Annotated in this window: 14 protein-coding genes and 1 tRNA gene; 7 read left to right on the top strand and 8 right to left on the bottom strand. The window is 70.1% G+C overall.

All coding sequences use genetic code 11. From position 1 onward, the window contains the following. Positions 1–101 precede the first annotated feature (101 nt). Complete coding sequence (locus tag ACL03I_RS18480) at positions 102–851, top strand: helix-turn-helix domain-containing protein (RefSeq protein ID WP_355075832.1); 750 nt, start codon at positions 102–104, stop codon at positions 849–851. A 414-nt stretch (positions 852–1,265) separates the two neighbouring features. Here the strand turns inward: ACL03I_RS18480 and ACL03I_RS18475 are convergent, their stop codons facing one another. Continuing rightward, positions 1,266–1,895, bottom strand: a complete 630-nt coding sequence (locus ACL03I_RS18475) for a TetR/AcrR family transcriptional regulator (protein ID WP_355075834.1) — start codon at positions 1,893–1,895, stop codon at positions 1,266–1,268. A gap of 59 nt (positions 1,896–1,954) precedes the next feature. After that, a complete protein-coding gene (locus tag ACL03I_RS18470) occupies positions 1,955–2,830 on the bottom strand; it encodes a hypothetical protein (protein WP_412806543.1) in 876 nt (291 codons plus the stop codon). Positions 2,831–3,124: 294 nt separating this feature from the next. Here ACL03I_RS18470 and ACL03I_RS18465 point away from each other — a divergent pair, with 294 nt between their 5' ends. Beyond that, a complete protein-coding gene (locus ACL03I_RS18465; RefSeq protein WP_355075838.1) occupies positions 3,125–3,916 on the top strand; it encodes a hypothetical protein in 792 nt (263 codons plus the stop codon). A gap of 708 nt (positions 3,917–4,624) precedes the next feature. Here the strand turns inward: ACL03I_RS18465 and ACL03I_RS18460 are convergent. Further along, positions 4,625–4,706 (bottom strand) — tRNA-Leu (locus ACL03I_RS18460). Positions 4,707–5,092: 386 nt separating this feature from the next. Between ACL03I_RS18460 and ACL03I_RS18455 the strand changes: the two genes are divergently transcribed. Both ACL03I_RS18455 and acpS read left to right on the top strand, forming a co-directional pair. Next, positions 5,093–14,410 carry a fatty acid synthase subunit beta domain-containing protein gene (locus ACL03I_RS18455; RefSeq protein WP_412806542.1) on the top strand — a complete coding sequence of 3,106 codons (9,318 nt, stop codon included), beginning with the start codon at positions 5,093–5,095 and terminating at the stop codon, positions 14,408–14,410. 76 nt (positions 14,411–14,486) lie between these two features. Then, positions 14,487–14,924, top strand: a complete 438-nt coding sequence (gene acpS / locus ACL03I_RS18450) for a holo-ACP synthase AcpS (RefSeq protein ID WP_043721202.1) — start codon at positions 14,487–14,489, stop codon at positions 14,922–14,924. A gap of 38 nt (positions 14,925–14,962) precedes the next feature. On the opposite strand, the gene ACL03I_RS18445 is transcribed toward acpS, so the two are convergent. Beyond that, positions 14,963–15,583, bottom strand: coding sequence for a TetR/AcrR family transcriptional regulator (locus ACL03I_RS18445; protein ID WP_355075985.1), 621 nt, complete (start codon positions 15,581–15,583; stop codon positions 14,963–14,965). Between the two features lie 298 nt (positions 15,584–15,881). On the opposite strand from ACL03I_RS18445, the gene ACL03I_RS18440 reads away from it, so the two are divergent. Beyond that, positions 15,882–17,108 (top strand): hypothetical protein, encoded by a 1,227-nt coding sequence (locus ACL03I_RS18440; RefSeq protein WP_412806541.1) that lies wholly within the window; start codon positions 15,882–15,884, stop codon positions 17,106–17,108. A 59-nt stretch (positions 17,109–17,167) separates the two neighbouring features. On the opposite strand, the gene bcp is transcribed toward ACL03I_RS18440, so the two are convergent. Beyond that, positions 17,168–17,641 carry a thioredoxin-dependent thiol peroxidase gene (bcp, locus tag ACL03I_RS18435; RefSeq protein ID WP_355075844.1) on the bottom strand — a complete coding sequence of 158 codons (474 nt, stop codon included), beginning with the start codon at positions 17,639–17,641 and terminating at the stop codon, positions 17,168–17,170. 166 nt (positions 17,642–17,807) lie between these two features. On the opposite strand from bcp, the gene ACL03I_RS18430 reads away from it, so the two are divergent. After that, positions 17,808–18,029, top strand: coding sequence for a DUF3618 domain-containing protein (locus tag ACL03I_RS18430; protein WP_067802691.1), 222 nt, complete (start codon positions 17,808–17,810; stop codon positions 18,027–18,029). 63 nt (positions 18,030–18,092) lie between these two features. Here ACL03I_RS18430 and ACL03I_RS18425 read toward each other — a convergent pair whose 3' ends face one another. Both ACL03I_RS18425 and ACL03I_RS18420 read right to left on the bottom strand, forming a co-directional pair. Beyond that, entirely contained in the window at positions 18,093–18,389 is a 297-nt protein-coding gene (locus tag ACL03I_RS18425) for an excalibur calcium-binding domain-containing protein (RefSeq protein WP_355075846.1), read from the bottom strand. A 139-nt stretch (positions 18,390–18,528) separates the two neighbouring features. Then, the gene (locus tag ACL03I_RS18420) at positions 18,529–19,506 is read right to left on the bottom strand and encodes a pirin family protein (RefSeq protein ID WP_355075848.1); all 978 of its coding nucleotides are present in this window, start codon (positions 19,504–19,506) and stop codon (positions 18,529–18,531) included. Positions 19,507–19,576: 70 nt separating this feature from the next. Here ACL03I_RS18420 and ACL03I_RS18415 point away from each other — a divergent pair, with 70 nt between their 5' ends. Continuing rightward, positions 19,577–20,029 (top strand): MarR family winged helix-turn-helix transcriptional regulator, encoded by a 453-nt coding sequence (locus tag ACL03I_RS18415; RefSeq protein ID WP_355075850.1) that lies wholly within the window; start codon positions 19,577–19,579, stop codon positions 20,027–20,029. A 15-nt stretch (positions 20,030–20,044) separates the two neighbouring features. Here ACL03I_RS18415 and ACL03I_RS18410 read toward each other — a convergent pair whose 3' ends face one another. Then, the gene (locus ACL03I_RS18410) at positions 20,045–20,581 is read right to left on the bottom strand and encodes a DnaJ family domain-containing protein (RefSeq protein WP_355075851.1); all 537 of its coding nucleotides are present in this window, start codon (positions 20,579–20,581) and stop codon (positions 20,045–20,047) included. Positions 20,582–20,594: the final 13 nt, after the last annotated feature.

Raw genomic sequence — 20,594 nt, 5'->3', positions numbered from 1 at the left:
GTGATGCCAGGCCGAACGCCGATCGCGCTGGCATGCGAACGACCCGCATAGTGTTCACTGTGAATGAATGATCGAGGGCGTCCGGATGAAAGGGTGAGCCGATGGAGGACAGGATCGGATCGGCGTTGCGGCAGGCTCGCCTCGAGCAGAAACTGAGTCTGCGCGGCTTGGCGGCCGCCGCAGGCATCTCGGCCAGCCAGCTCTCCCAGATCGAGACCGGCAAATCCCAGCCCTCGGTGAGCACTCTCTATGCCCTGGTGACCCACCTCGGCGTCTCACTCGACGAGTTGCTGGGGATCGGACAGACGCGCCCGGACGCCGACCGCGCCGCAGAACCCCGCCGCCAGTCCACGGGGGTCGTGCAGCGGGCCGCCGACAATCCGGTGTTGGAGATGGCAAACGGGGTCCGGTGGGAACGGCTGGCGGTCGATCCGCGCGCCGACGTCGACGCACTGCTGGTGACCTATCAGCCGGGTGCGGCCAGTTCCGTCGACCGGACGATGATGCGCCACCAGGGAACCGAGTACGCCTACCTGCTCGCGGGTGAGTTGACGCTGCTGCTCGACTTCGACCGGCATCGTGTCGCCGCAGGCGACTCGCTGTGCTTCGACTCCACCAGGCCGCACATGTACGTCAATCAGGGGGCCGAACCGGCGACGGGAGTGTGGTTCGTCTCCGGTCGCCACAATCCCGGTCCCTCGCGGACCTGGGTCGCCGAACAACTCGGCGAGGCCGGAGCGCAGGCGTCCCCGCGGGTCACCAACGCCGTCGACGTGCTGAGCCTGCTCGGAGCGGTCGGCGCGCCGCCCGGCGAACGCGACACGGAGGTCGCGCCGCACGGGGACGCCTGAGCAACCCTCGCTCAGGCAGGCAAGGGCCTTCTCGGTGGCCGGGATCGGTCCGATGCCCATGGTGGCGGACGGAATTGCCGCCGTCGCCGCGGAGTTCTTGCCGCCCATGGTGATTCGATCGCGGGCGAGGTGGTCGTGCAGAGCCGCGCCTTCGCCTCGGACGCCCCTTCGGATGTCGGTGGCGTAGAACTCGCTGCGGCTCACAGATTCCAGGCCGCCGGCCACGATGGGGTCGCGGTCACCGAAGCGCACGTGCATGCACACGTCGAGCACGGCCTGCGAACTGATCCGCAGTGTCGATCCACCTGTTGACCCGGGCGCGATGACACCGAGGCCTACGTCCAGCGGGCCGATCCGCCCGATCGCGGGCGCCTCCCCGTTCGGGTTGAGCGCAGTCGCCGAATACGCGGACCGTCAGCGGGACACCCCGTGCAGGATGAGCGTGTGCTCGATGCAGCGCGCGATGAATTCGTCGTCGAGCGCACCATCGACCACCAGAAGACGGAAATATATGGGGGCTGAGAGGGTTTCGAGTACTTCGCGGGGATCGACGTCCGACGGCAGCTCGCCGCGGTCGACGGCCCTGCCGATGACGTGCGCGGTTCGGTCGAAGCGGTCGACCCAGAAGCGTCGGCGCGCCTCGGCGACCTCGGGATCGGCCGACAGCGCGATGGTCGTGCCGAGCAGCCGCGCTATGCCGGGTCGCGAGACCAGGTGGGAGATCTGTTCGGCGAGTTGCCGGAGATCGCCGCGCAACGTCCCGGTATCGGGTGCGGGGTTGCCCGCCGCCGCCAATTCGGTGACGGTCTCGGCGATCAGGGCCGTGCGCGTGCCCCATCGCCGGTAGATCGTCGTTTCCGCGACTCCTGCCCTGGCGGCGACATCGCCGATGGTCAGCCCCTCGATCCCGTGTTCGGCTACCTGCTCCAGGGTGGCGGTCAGTACCGCGTCGCGCACGCGCGCCGACCGTCCCCCGGTCCGCTTGCGCGGGGCCGGGGGCGGTGACGATTCGTCGATGCTCGCGTCGCGTCCGCGCTGATCCATGCCCCTGTTCTACTCGATGCGCACCCGACGATGGGCGGACCGGGCCGCGAACGGCTCGGTCAGCGCAGGTAGGCGGTGATCCAGTTGCCGAACTCGCAGGCCAGATGCCACTCGTGTTCGGCGATGTACAGGCCCGGAACGGCCGCCGGAAAGGCCACCGCGAGACGGCTGCGGAAGCCGCCGCCGGGCTCGTCGCGGAACTGGTGCCGCACGCCCCCGACGACAGTGCCATCGGCGAGTGCGGCGGTTCCGGCGACGGCGAGCGGATAGGCCGGGTCAGCGGAAACGGGAACTCCGGTCGAGTCGGCGTAGTCGACGAAGAAGCGGCTGGCCAGGACCGCTCCACCGGTCACCTCGACGACTTCCTGACGTCCGTCCGCCAGGGTGGCGATGATGTAGTGGTCAGGGCACGCGTCGGTCCAGATCGCGCGCGCGTCGGTCGTGCGTGCGAGGCCGAACCATTGGACGAAACCCGCGGCGCTGCCTCGGTCGCTGACGATCTCGGTAGTCGAGATCGCCCATTGCCCGCCCGAGGCGGCGAGCGCGGTCCGCGTGGCCGCCTCGGAGGCGGCGAGTTCGGCGGCGAGCAGTTCCCGCAGTCCGTCCGAGCCGATCAGCGCGCGCGCTTTCGACAGGGCCGATCGCGCGGCGGCGATGTCGTCCACGGCGACGGCGAACCGACCGAGCAGGGAATCGAGCTCACCCCGCAACAGTCCGGCGAAGTCGGTCGACAGTCGCGCCGCCGCCACCGACAGTCGTCGACGCTCCCATTCCACGACCCCGGACGGCTCGACCGGCGCACCGCCGATGAAGGTCCGCAGCCCGGTTCCGAAGGCCGGGGACCCTGGATTCGCCCCCGCCGCGCCGCAGGCCAGGTACATCGCGGTCGCGGCCGCTCCTGCGGTCCGGTTCATGAAGTTTCGCCTGGTCAGCATTGACCGATTCCTCTCGCCTGCCGCCCTGTTCGCGCGCGTCGACGACGTGCTCGAACGGGGATGAAATGTTAATGCAAGATGGACTTGCGTTAAGGTAGCATGGGTGACTCGGGTCACTCTGTCAACAGTTCCGGGACATTAAAGCTAGGAAAGCTTGCGTTTGCGAGGGGGTGGGATTACGTTGACGCTGGTCTGCTCGGCGTTAGCCACCGCGCTTCCCGAGCGGGCGGACGTTGGTTCATCCCCCGCCGACGGGAAGTGGTCGGGACGGAAACGGAGAGGAAGGCGAGGCTCATGGGCGAGTCCATCGCGATTCGGACGTATATCGGCGGCGAGCAAGTCTCGCGGGAACAAGTACGAGCATGGGAAGCCCGCCGGGCCGCGGTGGTGCTGACCAAGCTCGCCCGTCGTCTGGGAGCGCGAGCCTTCGCCGAACTCGCGCCGGGAAAGCGTTTGGACGACCTGCTCGGCGCTCCGCTCGACGCGCAACGATCCGCGTTGACCTCGATGAAGACCCGCCTGGGTCACGCGGGCGTGTACGCCGCCCTCAGGCGTGACCTCGAGATCTCCGAGCGGATGACGCGCACCGGCGTCGCGCTCAGCCGGGGCCGCACCGAGCACGCCGTCACCCGCCTCGAGGTTCCCGGTTACAGCGCCGAACGATTCGCCGCCTGGTTCTCCGACCTCACCGCCACCAACGCCGAGACCGATATGGTCGACGCCTGCCCCGACCACTACCTCCTGCGCGGCCTCCCCGACGGCCGCCAGGAAGTCGTCGAAACCACCGGCGGGTCAATCCTTGCCACCCGATTTCTCGTCGACTACGGCAGAACCGAAGCGCTCACCATCCCCGCCGACCCCCGCTACCCCCAGCAGATCGCGGGCCGGGCCCTGCTCGACGACGGCCTCGTGATCGGCGGTGTACGACACCAATTCCTCGACCGCCGCGGAACGATGGAAGCGCTGCTGACCGTGCAGTTCCCGGCGAGTCTGCCCGCCCGGTTCATCCGCGAGCACCGATGGCACCTGGCGGTGGAATTCGGCAACTGGATCACCGCCGCCGCGCCCACAGCCTGCACGTCGTGAGCCGACTTCGGCTTGACGCCGATCCCTCCGCGGGCACGCAAATTGGAACATGCAGCGCTGCAACGCAGTACTGTCCGCAACTTCGGCGCCCGTGTTGATGTGAGGCGGCCCGGCAACGGAGTCATCGGCGCAGTCTCCCTCCTGTGGCAGACCTGAACAGCCCGACAGCGACGCGATCCGCGGGGAAGATGCCCATCTGGTTCAACACCAGGCGTGCCGCGGCGAGCGTTTCTGCGCTGACTGCCGGTGTGGTCATCGGCGCACCTGCTCGAGCAGTCGCCGGCTGGCCACGCACAACTCATCGAGTGCGGTGAGGGGCAGCAGCCTTCCGGCATCGAGCCGAGTCGGTTCCAGGCGAATGCTCGGCCGCCGGTCGAGGGCGGTGACGGGGTGCTTGTCGAGGATGCGGCCTCAGTCTCCGGGTGTGCAGATTCCGTGGACGACATCGCCGTCGGCGGTACGAACCACGCGGTTCGTGACCTGCGGTCGGTGAACACGTTCCTGCAACGGCGACTGTGGCGGGATGACCGGCGCGATCACGGCTGACCACCACCGCCAGCAAACTTTTCGCAGAAGGCAAATGTGTCGCGATCCGGCACATGTGGCATGGATCGCAGCAGGTCAGAGCGTGTTCAGCTGGTCGACTCCGTGTGCGCGAGTGCGCTCCCACGCGCGGCTCGGGAAGGTGTCACGACTGACGGGATTCTGTGCGCGAGAGGGGACTTGAACCCCTACGTCCGTGGACACCAGAACCTAAATCTGGCGCGTCTGCCAATTTCGCCACTCGCGCTTGATGGTACGACCGTCCAAACTCTACCGGGCCAATCGGTCATCGCGAAGCATTGGGTTGGCGTGGCGTACTCGTCAGTAACCTCACCTGGGATTATAACGATTTGGCAAACCTCAATGTGAGGGGCACTCATGTTTCGTACGTGTTGGTAACCCGATGGACCAGCGTGTTCAAACATGAGGCGGAGTCATGTTTACGACTATTCTGGTACGTACGTACTCAAATACTCTCTAGTAGTGGGCGCGCCCAGGGGCAAACGTGAGGATTTCCTCATGATTCTGTGTCATCCTCGCCCGTATCAGGCCGATCAACCGCGATCACTCGTGAACCGGTAGGGACCGGCGTGTCGCCGAGGCATGTCGCATGGAGAAGGAAGTCGAAGCGTCTTGACGATCAACGAGAGCACCAAGACCGAAGCCGGACAGAGCACGAAGGTGGCTGCCGCCGCCGGGAAGGCCGCGTCGGGCGGGGCGCGGTCGCCGCTGTTGGATCGTCTGCTCGGCGGCGTGTCGTACGCGCTCGCCTTCGGTGGGCAGGGTGCGCAGTGGCTGAGCGAGCTGGAGGAGATCGCGCGCGACAGTGCGCTGGAGCCGGAGCTGACCGCGCTGGTCAACGAGGCGGCGGCGCTGTTGGAGCCGGTCGCGGCGCAGTTGCTGGTGGTTCGTCCGGTCGGCTTCGACCCGATCGGCTGGATGCTGGAGAACGAACTCGCCGACGGTGACGAGGGCGAGATCTCCGCGGCCCCGTCCGACGCTGTACTGCGCTCGGCGGCGGTGTCCATGCCCGGTGTGCTGCTGACCCAGGTGGCGGCCGTGCGGGCGCTGCGGCTGCAAGGCTTGGATCCGGCCGAGCACGCGCCGGTCGCGATCGTCGGGCATTCGCAGGGTCTGCTCGCCGCCGCCGCGGTCGAAGCCGGTGGCGCCCGCGACGCGGAGCTGCTCGCGGTAGCCCAGATGATCGGCGCGGCAGCGGGTTTGGTCGCGCGGCGGCGCGGGCTGATGCCGGTGGGCGAGCGCTCGCCGATGGTCGCGGTGTCCAATGTCGATCCCGAGCAGCTCGGCGCCGTGGTGGCCGAGGTGTGTGACGGATCCGATCCCGCTGCGGCCGTGGTGGTCTCGATCCGCAACGGACGTCGGCGCGCGGTGCTGTCCGGGCCGCCCGCGCAGCTGGAGCGGGTGCGGCAGCGGTGCGCGCAGATCCACGACGAGCAGGCGCGCGAGCGCGACGCGAAGGTGCGCGGCGGCTCGGTGTTCGCTCCGGTCTTCGAGGACGTGGCCGTCGACGTGGCGTTCCACCACCCGGCGCTGGCCGACACCGTCGACCTGGTGAGCAGCTGGGCCGACCAGTGCGGCCTGGACAAGGAGCTGGCGGGCGAGCTGGCGCGGCAGATCCTGGTCGATCCGATCGACTGGGTGGCCGTCGTCGAGGGCGTGATCTCCGCGGGCGCGGAGTGGATCCTTGACCTGGGCCCGGGCGACCTGCTCTCCCGCGTCACGGGGGGCACGCTGAAGGGCACCGGCCTCGGCATCATCGCGGCCGCTACCCGCGCCGGACAGCGCAGCCTGCTCACCCCCGGTGCCGCGCCGGAGCCCGCGGCCCCGTGGTCGGCGTTCGCGCCGCGGCCGGTGCGGCTGCCCAACGGGCGCATCGTGGTCGAGACGGCCTTCACCAAGCTGACCGGGCGCTCGCCGATCCTGCTCGCGGGCATGACTCCGACCACGGTCGACGCGAAGATCGTCGCGGCCGCGGCGAACGCGGGCCACTGGGCGGAGCTGGCCGGCGGCGGGCAGGTGACCGAGCAGATCTTCGCCGACCGGGTGGCCGAGCTGCGGACGCTGCTGCACCCGGGGCGCTCGGTGCAGTTCAACTCCTTGTTCCTCGACCCCTACCTGTGGAAGCTGCAGCTGGGCGGAAAGCGACTGGTGCAGCGGGCCCGCACGGCAGGCGCCCCGTTCGACGGCGTCATCGTGACGGCGGGCATTCCCGAGCTGGAGGAAGCTGTCGCGCTGATCCAGGAACTCACCGAGGTCGGGATCAGCCACGTCGCGTTCAAGCCGGGCACGGTCGCCCAGATCCGGGCCGTGCTGCGCATCGCCGACGAGGTCCCGGACTACCCGGTGATCATGCACATCGAGGGCGGCAAGGCCGGTGGTCACCACTCCTGGGAGGACCTGGACGACCTGCTGCTGGACACCTACTCCGAGCTGCGCAACCGCGCCAACGTCGTGGTGTGCGTCGGCGGTGGCATCGGAACCCCCGAGCGCGCGACGGAGTACCTCACCGGCCAGTGGGCGGTCCGGCACGGCTACCCGGTGATGCCGCTGGACGGCGTGCTGGTCGGTACGGCGGCCATGGCCACGCTGGAAGCCACCACCGCGCCGGAGGTCAAGCAACTGCTCGTGGACACTCCCGGCACGCCCGACTGGGTCGGTGCGGGCACCGCGTCCGGCGGCATGGCCTCGGGCCGCAGCCAGCTGGGCGCCGACATCCACGAGATCGACAACGCCGCGTCGCGCACCGGCCGACTGCTGGACGAGGTCGCGGGCGACGCGGAGGCGGTCGCGGCGCGTCGCGACGAGATCATCGCGGCGCTGAACGCCACCGCCAAGCCGTACTTCGGCGACCTGGCCACCATGACCTACCAGGACTGGCTGGAGCGCTACGTCGAGCTCGCGGTCGGGCTGGACCGGCGCAAGGACTTCGACTGCGGCAGCGACCTGGGCGACGCGATCGCCGAGGCGACGCGTTCGGTGTGGTTGGACATCACCTGGCGGGACCGGTTCGCGGAGATGGTGCGCCGCACCGAATCCCGGCTGCACCCGGCCGACCGCGGCGAGATCCCCACGCTGTTCGCGAGTGACGACGACTTCGAGAACCCGGTCGCGGCGCTGTGCGCCTTGAAGGACGCCTACCCCGCCACGGCGCAGACGCTGCTGCACCCGGCCGACGTCCCGTTCTTCATCGCGTTGTGCAAGACCCCGGGCAAGCCGGTGAACTTCGTGCCCGTCGTGGACGGCGACGTGCGTCGCTGGTGGCGCTCGGATTCACTGTGGCAGGCGCACGATCCGCGCTACTCGGCCGATCAGGTGTGCGTCATCCCCGGCACGGTCGCGGTCGCGGGCATCACCCGGGTCGACGAGCCGGTCGGCGAACTGCTCGACCGCTTCGAACAGGACACGGCGTACTCCCTGGTGCGCGCGGGCGTGGCGCCAACCCCGGTGGACGCGCGTCGCACGGCGGGCGTCACGAGCGGCCCGATCGACGCCGTGCTGGCCGCCCCGGACGTGCAGTGGGCCGGACGCACCGCGATCAGCCCGGTGCACCGGCTCGGTGACCTGTCCGAGTGGGTCGTCGACGGCAAGGGTGCGGTGCATCCGCCCACCGGCGCGACGCTGGTCGAGACCGCAGGCGCCGAGCCGGAGAACGCCTACGTGGAGCTGACCGTCCCGCTGCTGGCTGGCAACGCGGTGCGCATCCGGATCACCGTGCCGACCTCGGTCTACAACGGTGGCGCCCCGGTCGTCACCGAGGCCGACGCCGACGAGGCCATGGCCGCGCTGCTCGCGGTCGCCGCGGGCCAGGATCTGCCCGAGGTCAAGGGCAAGGTCGCCCACGTGAATCTGGCCTGGACGCCGGATCTGATCGCCGATCACGCCGGGGTCACCGGCTCCGGCCTGCCCGCCACGCTGAGCACGCTCGGCCGCACCGTGCCGGACGTGCTGGTCGGCGCGTGCTGGCCCGCCGTGTTCGCGGTGCTCGGCGCGACCCGCACCGCGAAGGGCGAGAGCGTCATCGAGGGCATGCTCGACCTGGTGCACCTGGACCACCAAGTGCACCTCGCCGGTGCGCTGCCCGCCGAGACCAGTGTGCTGGCGGTGCGCGCGGAGGCCGGTGAGACCGTCGACACCGACCTGGGCCGGGTCGTCGAGGTGCACGTGCGGATCACCGCCATGCTGGACAAGCCCGAGACCGGGATGTCGATGCCGGTGCTGGCCACCCTCACCGAGCGGTTCGCGATCCGCGGGCGCAACGGCGCGGGCGAACTGGCCGATCCGCCGCGCGCGGCTGGCACGGTGTCCGACGCGGCCACCGACACCCCGCGCAGGCGTCGCCGCGACGTCACGATCGTGGCTCCGCGCACCATGCACGCCTTCGCCGCCGTCTCCGGCGACCACAACCCGATCCACACCAGCGATGCCGCGGCGAAGCTCGCCGGGCTCGGCAGCCCGATCGTGCACGGCATGTGGCTGTCGGCGGCCGCGCAGCACGTCGTGTCGGCGGTCGATCCCACGAGTTCGGTACCCGCGCGGACGGTGACCGCGTGGACCACCCGGTTCCTCGGCATGGTCCGTCCCGGGGCGCAGATCGATGTGCGCGTCGAGCGGGTAGCGCTCGACGCGGGCAGCGAGGTCGTCGAGGTCTCCTGCCGCACCGAAGGCGAGCTGGTGATGACCGCGACCGGTCGCACCGTGGCGCCGAAGACCGTCTACGCCTTCCCCGGACAGGGCATCCAGCGCAAGGGGATGGGGCTGGACGCCCGCTCCCGGTCGAAGGCGGCCAAGGAGATCTGGGACCGCGCGGACAAGCACACCCGTGCGGCGCTCGGCTTCTCGATTCTCGCCGTGGTGCGCGACAACCCGACCTACCTGAAGGCGCGCGGCGTCGAACACCGCCACCCGGACGGCGTGCTGCACCTGACCCAGTTCACCCAGGTCGCCATGGCGACCCTCGGCGTCGCCCAGGTGGCGGAACTGCGCGAGTCCGGTGCGTTCGTCGAGGGCGCGCTGCTCGCGGGCCACTCGGTGGGCGAGTACAACGCGCTCGCCGCCGTCGCCGGAGTGCTGCCGCTGGAGGCGGTGCTCGAGGTCGTGTTCCAGCGCGGTTCCGCGATGCACGAGCTGGTGCCGCGGGATGCGCAGGGACGCAGCGACTATCGGATGGCTGCGATCCGGCCCTCACAGATCGGATTGCCCGACGCGGAGGTCGTCGGCTTCGTCAAGGAAGTCGGCGATCGGGTCGGGGAGTTCCTCGAGGTGGTCAACCTGAACCTGCGCGGTTCGCAGTACGCGATCGCGGGCACGGTGGCCGGGCTGGACGCGCTGGAGCAGGAGATCGACCGTCGTCGCGCCGAATTCGGCGGCAAGCGGGCGTTCATCCTGGTCCCCGGCATCGACGTGCCGTTCCACTCGACGGTGCTGCGCAAGGGCGTTCCGGAGTTCCGGCAGAAGCTCGAGCAGCTGCTGCCGGTGGATCTGCGCCCGGAGACCTTGATCGGCCGCTACATCCCGAACCTGGTGCCGAGGCTTTTCACACTCGAGCGGGCGTTCGTGCAGGAGATCGCGGACCTGGTGCCGTCCGAACCGCTCGCGGAGGTGCTGGCCGACTTCGACAGCTGGGCCGCCCGGCCGACCGAGTTGTGCCGCGTGGTGCTGATCGAGTTGCTCGCGTGGCAGTTCGCCAGCCCGGTGCGCTGGATCGAGACCCAGGACCTGCTGTTCACCGACCCCGCACAGGGCGGCCTCGGCATCGAGCGGTTCATCGAGATCGGTCTCGGCGCGACGCCGACGGTGGCCAACCTGGCCAGCCAGACGTTGAAGCTCCCCGCTTTCGGCGGAGCCAAGGTGGAAGTGCTCAACATCGAGCGCGAGGCGGCGATCGTCTACGCGACCGACACCGATCCCGCCCCGGTCGACGAGCCGGTGGAGGAGCCTGCCGCCGCAGCGGCTCCGGCAGCGGCCGTCGCCGCCGCACCCGTGGCCGCGCCCGCCCCGAGTTCGGGCGGCCCGCGTCCGGACGACATCGCGTTCACCGCCGCCGACGCCACGCGCGTGCTGATCGCGCTGTGGACCAAGTTGCGGCTGGACCAGATCGGCCCGGTGGACACCATCGAGGGCCTGTGCGACGGCGTTTCCTCCCGGCGTAACCAGCTGCTGGTCGACCTCGGCTCCGAGCTCTCGCTCGGCGCGATCGACGGCGCGGCCGACGCCGACATGGGTGCGCTGTCCGCGACGGTGGAGCGGCTCGCCCGTACCTACCGTCCGTTCGGCACGGTGCTCACCGACGCCATCGGCGACCATCTGCGCAAGGTGTTCGGGCCGTCCGGCAAGCGTCCGGCCGCCATCGCGGACCGGGTCAAGAAGGTCTGGGAACTCGGTGACGGGTGGGCCAGCCACGTGACCGCCGAGGTGTCGCTGGGCACCAGGGAAGGCACCAGCGTGCGAGGTGGCGACCTGGGCGGCCTGGTCTCCGGCGCGCTGGGCGACGCCGCATCGGTCGACGCGGCCATCGATGCCGCCGTGCAGGCCGTCGCGGCCCGTCGCGGTGTCGCGGTGTCGCTGCCCTCGGCGGGCGGCGGTGGCGGTGCGACCGTCGACGCCGCCGCGCTGGGCGAGTTCACCGAGCAGATCACCGGACGCGACGGCGTGCTCGCCACGGCCGCGCGCGTCGTGCTGGAACAGCTCGGACTGTCCGAGCGCGTCTCCGCGCCGGAAGCGACCGACAACTCCCTGGTCGATCTGGTGTCGGCCGAACTGGGTTCGGACTGGCCGCGTCTGGTGGCGCCCGCGTTCGACGCCCGCAAGGCGGTGCTGCTGGACGACCGGTGGGCCACGGCGCGCGAGGACTTGGCCCGGCTGTGGCTCGCCGACGACGCAGGCAGCGCGAACGGACCGGTCACGGGGTTCATCGGTGCGGGGGAAGCCGTTGCGGCGCAGGCGAACTGGTGGCGGCAGCGGGCGATGCACGAAGCGCGCTCGGTGCTGGCCGGCTTGTACGAGCGCATCGCCGAGGCGGCGCTGAGCACGGAGGAGCCCGGGCTGTGGTCCTCCGACATCGCGGTGATCACCGGCGCCAGCAAGGGATCCATCGCGGCGGCGACGACCGGCAGGCTGCTCAGCGGTGGCGCCACGGTCGTGGTCACCACCTCGTCGCTGAACGACGAACGCCTCGCCTTCTACCGGAAGCTCTACCGCGACAACGCCCGGCACGGCGCGGCTCTGTGGGTGGTGCCCGCCAACATGGCGTCCTACCAGGACGTCGACGCCCTGATCGACTGGATCGGCACCGAGCAGGTCGACAGCGCGGGCGGCGCGAAGATCAAGGTCAAGGACGCGATGACGCCCACGCTGCTGCTGCCGTTCGCGGCGCCGCGAGTGGCCGGTGACCTCGCGGACGCGGGCGCGCGCGCCGAAATGGAGATGCGCGTGCTGCTCTGGTCGGTCGAACGGCTGATCGGCGGGCTGTCCAAGCTGGGCGCCGATCACGACGTGGACGCGAAACTGCACGTGGTGCTGCCGGGTTCGCCCAACCGCGGCATGTTCGGCGGCGACGGCGCCTACGGCGAGTCGAAGGCGGCGCTGGACGCGGTGGTCGCCAAGTGGCGGGCCGAGAAGTCGTGGTCGACCCGGGTCACCCTGGTGCACGCGCTGATCGGCTGGGTGCGCGGCACCGGCCTGATGGGCCACAACGACCCGATGGTCGAGGCGGTCGAGAAGGCGGGTGTGCAGACCTGGTCCACCGCGGAGATGGCCGACGAGTTGCTCAAGTGGTGCACCTCGCGGGCCCGCCAGGTGACCGCGACCGGCCCGCAGCAGATCGACCTGACCGGTGGGTTGGCCAGGGCCAAGCTGGACCTGCCCGCGCTGGCCAAGCAGGCCGCGGAGCAGGCGGAGCCGGAGACCGACGCGGACGCGGGTCGCACGATCGCCGCGCTGCCGGCGCCGCCGACCGTGACCTCCGCGCTGCCGGTGCCCGAGTGGGGCGAGGTGACGGTGGATCCGGCCGACATGGTGGTCATCGTCGGCGCGGGCGAGCTGGGCCCGTACGGCTCGGCGCGCACCCGCTTCGAGATGGAGGTCTCCGACGAACTGTCGGCGGCGGGCGTGCTGGAACTGGCTTGGACCACCGGCATGGTCACCTGGGAGAACGACCCGAAGCCGGGCTGGTACGACGCCGCGTCCGGTGACTACGTCCCCGAGCACGAGCTGGCCGAGCGTTACCACGACGCCGTGGTCGCCCGTTGCGGTGTGCGCCGCTACGAGGACGACGGCGCCATGACCGACAATTCGGCCCCACTGATGACCTCGGTCTTCCTCGACCAGGACCTGTCGTTCACGGTGGGCGGCGAGGCCGAGGCGCGTGCCTTCCACGCCGCCGATCCGGAGCACACGGTGATCACACCGGTCGCGGACTCCGGCGACTGGACGGTGACGCGCCGAGCGGGCACGGAGATCCGCGTGCCGCGCCGGGCCAAGCTCTCGCGCACCGTCGGCGGCCAGATCCCGACCGGCTGGGACCCGACCATCTGGGGCATCTCGCCCGATATGGCCGCTTCGGTGGACCGGGTCGCGCTGTGGAACATCGTCTGCACGGTCGACGCGTTCATCGGCTCCGGGTTCAGCCCCGCTGAACTCATGAGCTGGGTGCACCCCTCGCTGGTCGCCAACACGCAGGGCACCGGCATGGGCGGCATGTCCTCGATGCGCTCCCTGTACATCGACAACCTGCTCGGTGAGTCGCGGCCGAACGACATCCTGCAGGAGGCGCTGCCGAACGTGGCGCTGGCGCACGTGGTGCAGTCCTACGTCGGCAGCTACGGCGCGATGGTGCACCCGGTGGCGGCCTGCGCGACCGCCGCGGTGTCGGTCGAGGAGGGCGTCGACAAGATCCGGCTGGGCAAGGCCGATCTGGTCGTGGCAGGCGGCTACGACGATCTCGGCATCGAAGGCATCGTCGGCTTCGGTGACATGTCGGCCACCGCGGATTCCGCGGCCATGAGCGCCAAGGGCATCAGCGACCGGTACTTCTCCCGCGCCAACGATCGCCGCCGCGGCGGGTTCATCGAATCGCAGGGCGGCGGCACGGTCCTGCTGGCGCGCGGCAGCGTCGCGCTGGAGATGGGCCTGCCGGTGCTGGGCGTGGTGGCCTACGCGCAGTCCTTCGCCGACGGCGTGCACACGTCCATCCCGGCTCCGGGTCTGGGCGCGCTGGGCGCCGGTCGTGGCGGGACGGAATCCCGGCTGGCGACCGAACTGCGCAAGCTCGGCGTCACCCCGGACGAGATCGCGGTGGTGTCCAAGCACGACACCTCGACGGCCGCCAACGACCCGAACGAGTCGGAACTGCACGAGCGGCTCGCGACGGCCATCGGGCGCTCGGACGGCGCTCCGCTGTTCGTCGTCTCGCAGAAGACCCTCACCGGGCACGCGAAGGGCGGGGCGGCCGCATTCCAGCTCATCGGCCTGTGCCAGGTGCTGGAGCAGGGCGTCATCCCGCCGAACCGCAGCCTCGACTGCGTCGACGAGAAGATGCTGGCCTTCCCGCACCTGGTGTGGCTGCGCGAACCGCTGCGGCTGGGCGGGCGCCTTCCGCTGAAGGCGGGTCTGGTCACCTCGCTCGGCTTCGGCCACGTGAACGGTCTGCTGGCGATCGTGCACCCGGAGGCGTTCATCCAGGCCATCGAGCCGGGACGGCGCGAGGAGTACCAGCGCACGGCGCAGGAGCGTCAGCTGACCGGCCGCCAGCGGTTCGTGGAGGCGATGTGCGGCGGCGCGCCGCTGTACGAACGTCCCGCGGATCGCAGGCTCGGCGGGGAGGGCACCCCGTCCCAGCGGGCGCGTCAGCTGGAGGCCGACGTGCTGCTCTCGCCGGAGGCGCGCCTGGATCAGGACGGCGCCTACCGCGCGAAGGGCATCGGATGCGCGTAACCGGAAGCGCGGCGGGGCAACTCGCCGCGCCGGGTCCGTGCGCGGGCTCGCCGAGGACGTCGTAGGCTGGCCGCCTATGACGATCCTCGGTATCGGCTTGGACTTGGTGACCATCTCCGAGTTCGCCGAACAGCTCGAACGCGCCGGAACGACGATGCTCCGGGAAAGTTTCACCGCGGGTGAGCGGCGCTACTGCCAGAGCAAAGGGACCGACCCGGCGCGCAGCTACGCGGCGCGGTGGGCGGCGAAAGAGGCGGTGCTCAAAGCATGGGCGTCGTCGCGGTTCGCCCGCCGCCCGCAGATCGGGGACAACCCCTATCCGCTGATCGAGGTGGTCAACGACGCGTGGGGCAGGCCGAGCATCAAGCTGCACGGCCTGGCCGCCGAATTCCTGCCCCGGGTAAGGGTTCACCTGTCGCTGACCCACGACGGCGACACCGCCGCCGCGATGGTGGTGCTGGAGGACCCGGGCGAGCTGGCCGACCTCATCGAAGGCCGCGACAGCGCCGGTTGAGTCGCGCGGTTGGTCCCGGTTCCGGCCGGGACCACCACTTATTTTTGGCCGCCGGTCCGCGATTCCTTCTCCGCGACCAGCAGGTAGGCGACCATCAGCCGCTTGAGTTCGGCGACCGCTTCGGCGCTGCTCTGCTCGTCCTGCACGGAGAAGTTGAGCATCGAATAGACCACGTGCACCAGCACTTCCGCCATCATGGTGCGCCGTGCCCGCGGGGTGCGCGGCGTGAGCGGGCGCAGCATCTGCGACACGACCTCGGCGAACTGCTTCTCGTGGATCGCCCCGGTGGCCCGGGTGGACGGCGTGGACTGCATGGCCAGCCACACCTCCCGCCGGGACGGGTCGGTCATCCAGAGGTTGGCCAGGTGGTCGACGAACTGGTTCATGTGCCGCAACCAGTCCAGCGAGGGAATCTCGCCGTGGAAGTCGGCCAGCTCCTGGGAAACGGCAACCAGATCTTGGCGATTCAGCTCACAGACGATGACGTACTTGTTGGCGAAGAACTGGTACAGCGTGCCGATCGGCACCTCCGCCCTGGCCGCCACCTCCTCGCAGGTGAACGACTCGAACCCGACCTCGACGAGCAGCTCCCTGGACGCCTGGAGTAAGGCGTCGAACTTTCGTTTGCTGCGTTCCTGCGTCGGCCGGCGTCGCGGCATGAGCTCCTGTGGGTCGTCCTGCAGCTCCAACGCAGGGTCCAGACGGTGCTTCACCCTGGCCTCCGCGCGTACTTCCACGCATCCAGGCTAACGGTAGGGACAAGCGTGCGATACGCGCATCCGCCGTTCGCGTCCAGCTGACTTGATTTCCGCTACCCATCCGTAACCGATGCGGCATCGAACATATACCGAGCGCGCGTGCATCGCGACGTGTGTTCCGAGCAGGGGAATCCATGGGGCTCATGGCTTTCGGCAAGCCCGTGAGCTCGGTCAATGCACAGAGGGGAAGGCGTGATCAGTGGTAGCTGAATCTGTGGTGACTCTCGGCGTTTCGACCGAACGCGGTGCCGTGCACGCGGTAGCGCTCGCCGACGGCAGGAAGCTGGCCGATCGGGTGCTGCTGCGCCGGATCGAGCGAACGGACGGCGACAGCAAGGCGGACGTGGCCGAGGCGGTCGAGACCGCGCTGGACGCCCTGGCCGCCGGGCTGGGCTCGGAGCGGGAAGTCGGTGGCGTAGCCGTCGCCTATCGGGACGCCGCGGAGCGGCGCGCCATCGTGACCCGGCTGGCGGCAGGCCCGTGGCACAGCGCCTCGCTGGTCTCGGTGAAATCGGCCCACCTGAGCGTGGCGAGCATGATGACGTGGCTCGACGCCTACGACAACCTGCTGGTGTGCGAGGTGGTGCCCGGGTACCACGCGTTCACCCTGGTCGACCGGGGCCGCCGCCGGGTGCTCGCCGCCGTGGGGCAGGCGGGCCGGGCGACGCCCCGGTCGCTGGGCATCGGCGTCACGGCGGCGTGGGATCAGCTGGACGCGGCCGGCGCGCGGCCGGACGCGGTGGCGCTGATCGGCTCGGCGGGCGCGGGCTCCGCGGTGCTGAGGGCGGTCGAGAAATTCGGGGCTCCGGTGATCCCCTGCACCGTAGGCGCTTTCGCGTCCGCCGCGGGCGCGGCGTTGAGCGCCCGGCTGGAGCAGGACAGCTACGTCGGGCCGGTGAGCGAGTCGAGTCGGGCGCGCGGCGGCGTCGCGGTGTTCGCCGCGGCCGGTGTGCTGGCCAGCGGAATGGTCGTCGGCGGGAGCTATCTGCTGAACGATTCCGCGCAGCCGACACCGACCGTCGTGGCGGACGCCCGGATCGAGGGCGCAGGCGCGACGCATCCGGTAGAGCCGGTCAGTCCCGCGGACACCGAGGCGGACGAGTCGTTCGACGGGCCGCGGGGCGGCGACGCCACCACGACCGGAGTGTGGCTTCCGGACCAGCGCGGGGGGCTCGCCCCGCGGCATCGTCCGTTGCCGTTGGTCGCCGCAGACGCGACAACCAGGCCGGAGACGGAAACCCCGGAGCCGCTCCTGCCGGGGACCGGGGTCCCGACCGATCGCAAGGTGGGCGCACCCGACGCCGCGTTGCTGTTCCCCGGTGAGGCCCCACCACCCGCCGTGTTCACCCCGGAAGCCGCGGACTGGTGGGACGAGCACCTTCGCCTGATGGCGCAGTGGGCAGCCCAGCAGGTGTGGCAGGTCTGATCCGATCCACCCGACTTCGGCCCGGCGCCCCTGCGGCGCCGGGCTTTTCGTTGCCCGCGCTACACCGACAGATCGCGGCGCAACTTGGCGACGTGGCCGGTGGCGCGGACGTTGTACTGCGCGACGGCGATCTTGCCCGCTTCGTCCACCAGGAAGGTCGAGCGGATTACGCCGACGACCGTCTTGCCGTACATGGTCTTCTCTCCGTACGCGCCCCACGCGGTGAGCACGGCGCGATCGGGATCCGACAGCAGCGGGAAGGTCAGCCGTTCCGCGTCGCGGAACTTGGCCAGCTTGGCGGGCTTGTCCGGTGAGATGCCGACGACGTCGATGCCCGCGCCGTCCAGGTCGGCCAGGTTGTCGCGGAAGTCGCAGGCTTGCTTGGTGCAGCCGGGCGTGCTCGCGGCGGGGTAGAAGTACACGATCACCTTGCGACCGCGGTAGTCCGACAGCGAGACGTCCTTGCCGTCGGCGTCGGGAAGCGTGAAGTCGGGGGCGGTGTCGCCCGGGGAGAGTCGTTGGTTGGTGGTCACCTTCTGCACGGTATCCGAAGGTCCCGACCGGAGATCCTCGCGCGGCCGGATAGCGGCGCGTGGCGGCGGATAGACTCGTCCGCGAGCCCCGGGTGCTCCGCGAACGGCCGAGCGTGCGGCCCGATTCGTGCACCGGGTGCGGCAATCGACAACAGGAGGGTGGAACGTGGCAAGGGATACCGAGCGGATCGAGCAGGAGATCGAGGCCGCCCGCACTCGGCTGGCGAGCACGCTCGACGAACTCGCGGTACGCGCGGACCCGCATCGGATCGCGGACGACACCAAGCAGATCGTGGTCTCGAAGCTGAACGAGCCGAAGGTGAAATACAGCCTGATCGGCGCCGCCGCGGTCGTCGTCGGGCTGGTGCTGCTCAAGATCTTCCGCTGAGCTGGAAAAACGACGACACCCGGTGTGGCGATGCCCACCGGGTGTCGTCGTTTCGCGGTCGGTTCAGACCGTCGGGCAGGCGAAGCCGTCGCCGTCGGGATCCAGGTGCGGGCCGTAGCCCGGTTCGCCGCGGAACAGCGGCGCGTGTCCCGCGGCGCGGGCGTCGTCGCAGTTGGCGTAGGCGCCACCGGCCGAACCGGTCTGCGACAGACCGGCCGAGCCGGTCGCGGCGGAGCCGGTGTCGACGGCCGAGGAGCCGGTTCCGGCGGATCCGGACGGAGGGGCGGCTAGGGCGGCAGGAGCCGCGAGAAAGGTCAATCCCGCGATGGCCGCGCTGACGGAGAGCCGGCGAACGTTCATGTATTCCTCTATGTATGTGGTTGCTGCGGTGGATGGGCGTCCGACCGGACGCCGCATCCACTGTTGTGACGGGCCGCTCTCTTGTCAACCTCGCGGGGACGGAACTAGGGGATTAGGGGATCGCACCCAGTGCCGTGGCTCAGGGGGCCGTCCCGATGCCGCGGATGTGTTCCGCTGGGATGTTTCCCATGCGTCCGGCCTGGTAGTCCTCCATCGCTTCGATGATCTCCGCGCGAGTGTTCATCACGAACGGCCCGTACTGCACCACCGGTTCGCGGATCGGCTGTCCGCCGAGCAGCAGGACTTCGAGTGCTCCGGTCCGATTGTCTTGGCGCGCATCGGCTGTCACGCTGATCGCGTCTCCGCGGCCGAAGACCGCGAGCTGCCCCTCGTTCAGCGGCCTGCGCTCCGCGCCCACCGTGCCGCTGCCGGATAGCACGTACGCCATCGCCGTGAACTCTTGCGGCCAAGGTGTTTCGAGGATCCCGCCGGGCGTGATCGACGCGTGGGCGTAGGCGATCGGGGTGTATGTCGAACCGGGGCCGGTGAATCCGCCGACCTCTCCGGCGATGAGCCGCACCAGCGCGCCGCCGTCGTGCGAACTCACCAGCGTCAGTTCGCGAGCGCGCAGGTCCTGGTAGCGCGGCGTGGCGAACTTGAGCGCGCGCGGCAGGTTCACCCACAGCTGGATGCCGTGGAACCAGCCGCCGGAGGCGACCATCTCCTCCGGCGGGACCTCGTCGTGCAGGATGCCGGAGCCCGCGGTCATCCACTGGGTGTCGCCTTCGCCGATGACGCCGCCGCCGCCCTGCGAGTCGTGGTGCACCATGGTGCCGTCGAGCATGTAGGTGACCGTCTCGAAGCCGCGGTGCGGATGCCACGGTGCACCCTTCGCCTCGTGCGGTTCGTAGGCGACCGGACCCATCTGGTCGAGCAGGATGAAGGGATCGGCCGTGCGCAGATCCATGCTGGGGAACGGCCTGCGCACCTCGAATCCCGCGCCTTCGCGCTGTTTGTGCGCGGTGACCACGCTCCGGACCGGCCGTTGGCGCAGGGTCGCGTCCGGGCGGGGGAGGCGTGGCAGGACCATGATGTCGGGAACAGTGACGGCGGGCACGGGGACCTCCTCGGGAGTTGGTGTCCATGTCAACCAACGGTGACTACACTTCATTCCCATGGTCCGGTGGTTGAGTGACGACGAGCAGGCGACGTGGCAGGCCTACGTGCGGCTGCGCCAGCGTTTGGACGGGGCGATTTCCGCCGGGCTGGCCGAGGACGGCCTGTCCCTGGCGGACTACGAGCTGATGGTGGCGTTGTCGGCAGCCGCCAACGGGTGTCTGCGCGCCAAAGAGCTGGCCACCGAGGTGTGCTGGGAGAAGAGCCGGCTGTCCAAGCATCTGGCCAGGATGGACGCGCGCGGACTGGTCGAGCGGCGCCCCGCCGAGGAGGATGCCCGCGGCATCATCGTGCAGCTCACGCCGCAAGGGCGGGTGGCGCTGGAGCGGGCCGCGCCCAACCATGTCGATCTGGTCCGTCGCGTCTTCGTCGAGCTGATGACGCCGGGTGAGGCGCGTGCGCTGCGCGCGCTGGCGGACAAGGTGGTCACCGAGGTCGAGCAGGTGACCGAACTCGGCGCCTGATCGCCGTTCCCGCCGCTATCCGGCTTCGGTGTCGTGCCGCCGCCACCGACGCCACCACTGGCGGCGTGGACGCGGCGCGATGCGGCCGGCCTGCGCTCCGGCGGGGCCGGTGGCTTCGAGGCTGGGTTGCGCGCGTTTCGGCCCTGCGACCTCGCGTGCGCGCCTCCATTGCTCGACGATCTCGTCCGCGTTCACCGGAGCGATCGGCACGAACGGTCCTTGCGGCATCCGCAGCCACTCCACGATGCGTTTGTTGAGTTCGCTCACGGCGGCTCGCACCTCCCGCTCGCCGGTCGCATCACGCACGGTCTCGGGCAAATGCTCGATATCGCGTCGCAGCAACAGCGACGGGGGCAGCAGCGCGTCACCGCTGACGCCTTCGCGACGCAGATATGCGCGCAGCCACCAGTCCTCGTCGGGAGCCGTGCCCACTCCGGGAATCGGTTTGCCGGTACCGGGCAGATTGTCGAATTCGCCGCGCTCGGCCGCCTCGCGGATCTGCTTGTCGATCCACGATTCGAAGGTCTGCTTCGGCGGCTTGCGCTCGGTCATCGTGGCGGCTGAG

The organism is Nocardia sichangensis (assembly GCF_047200615.1).
GTDB classification, from domain to species: domain Bacteria; phylum Actinomycetota; class Actinomycetes; order Mycobacteriales; family Mycobacteriaceae; genus Nocardia; species Nocardia sichangensis.
The sequence above is the reverse complement of the archived record's forward strand: the minus strand, read 5'-3'. Positions and strand labels throughout refer to the sequence as shown.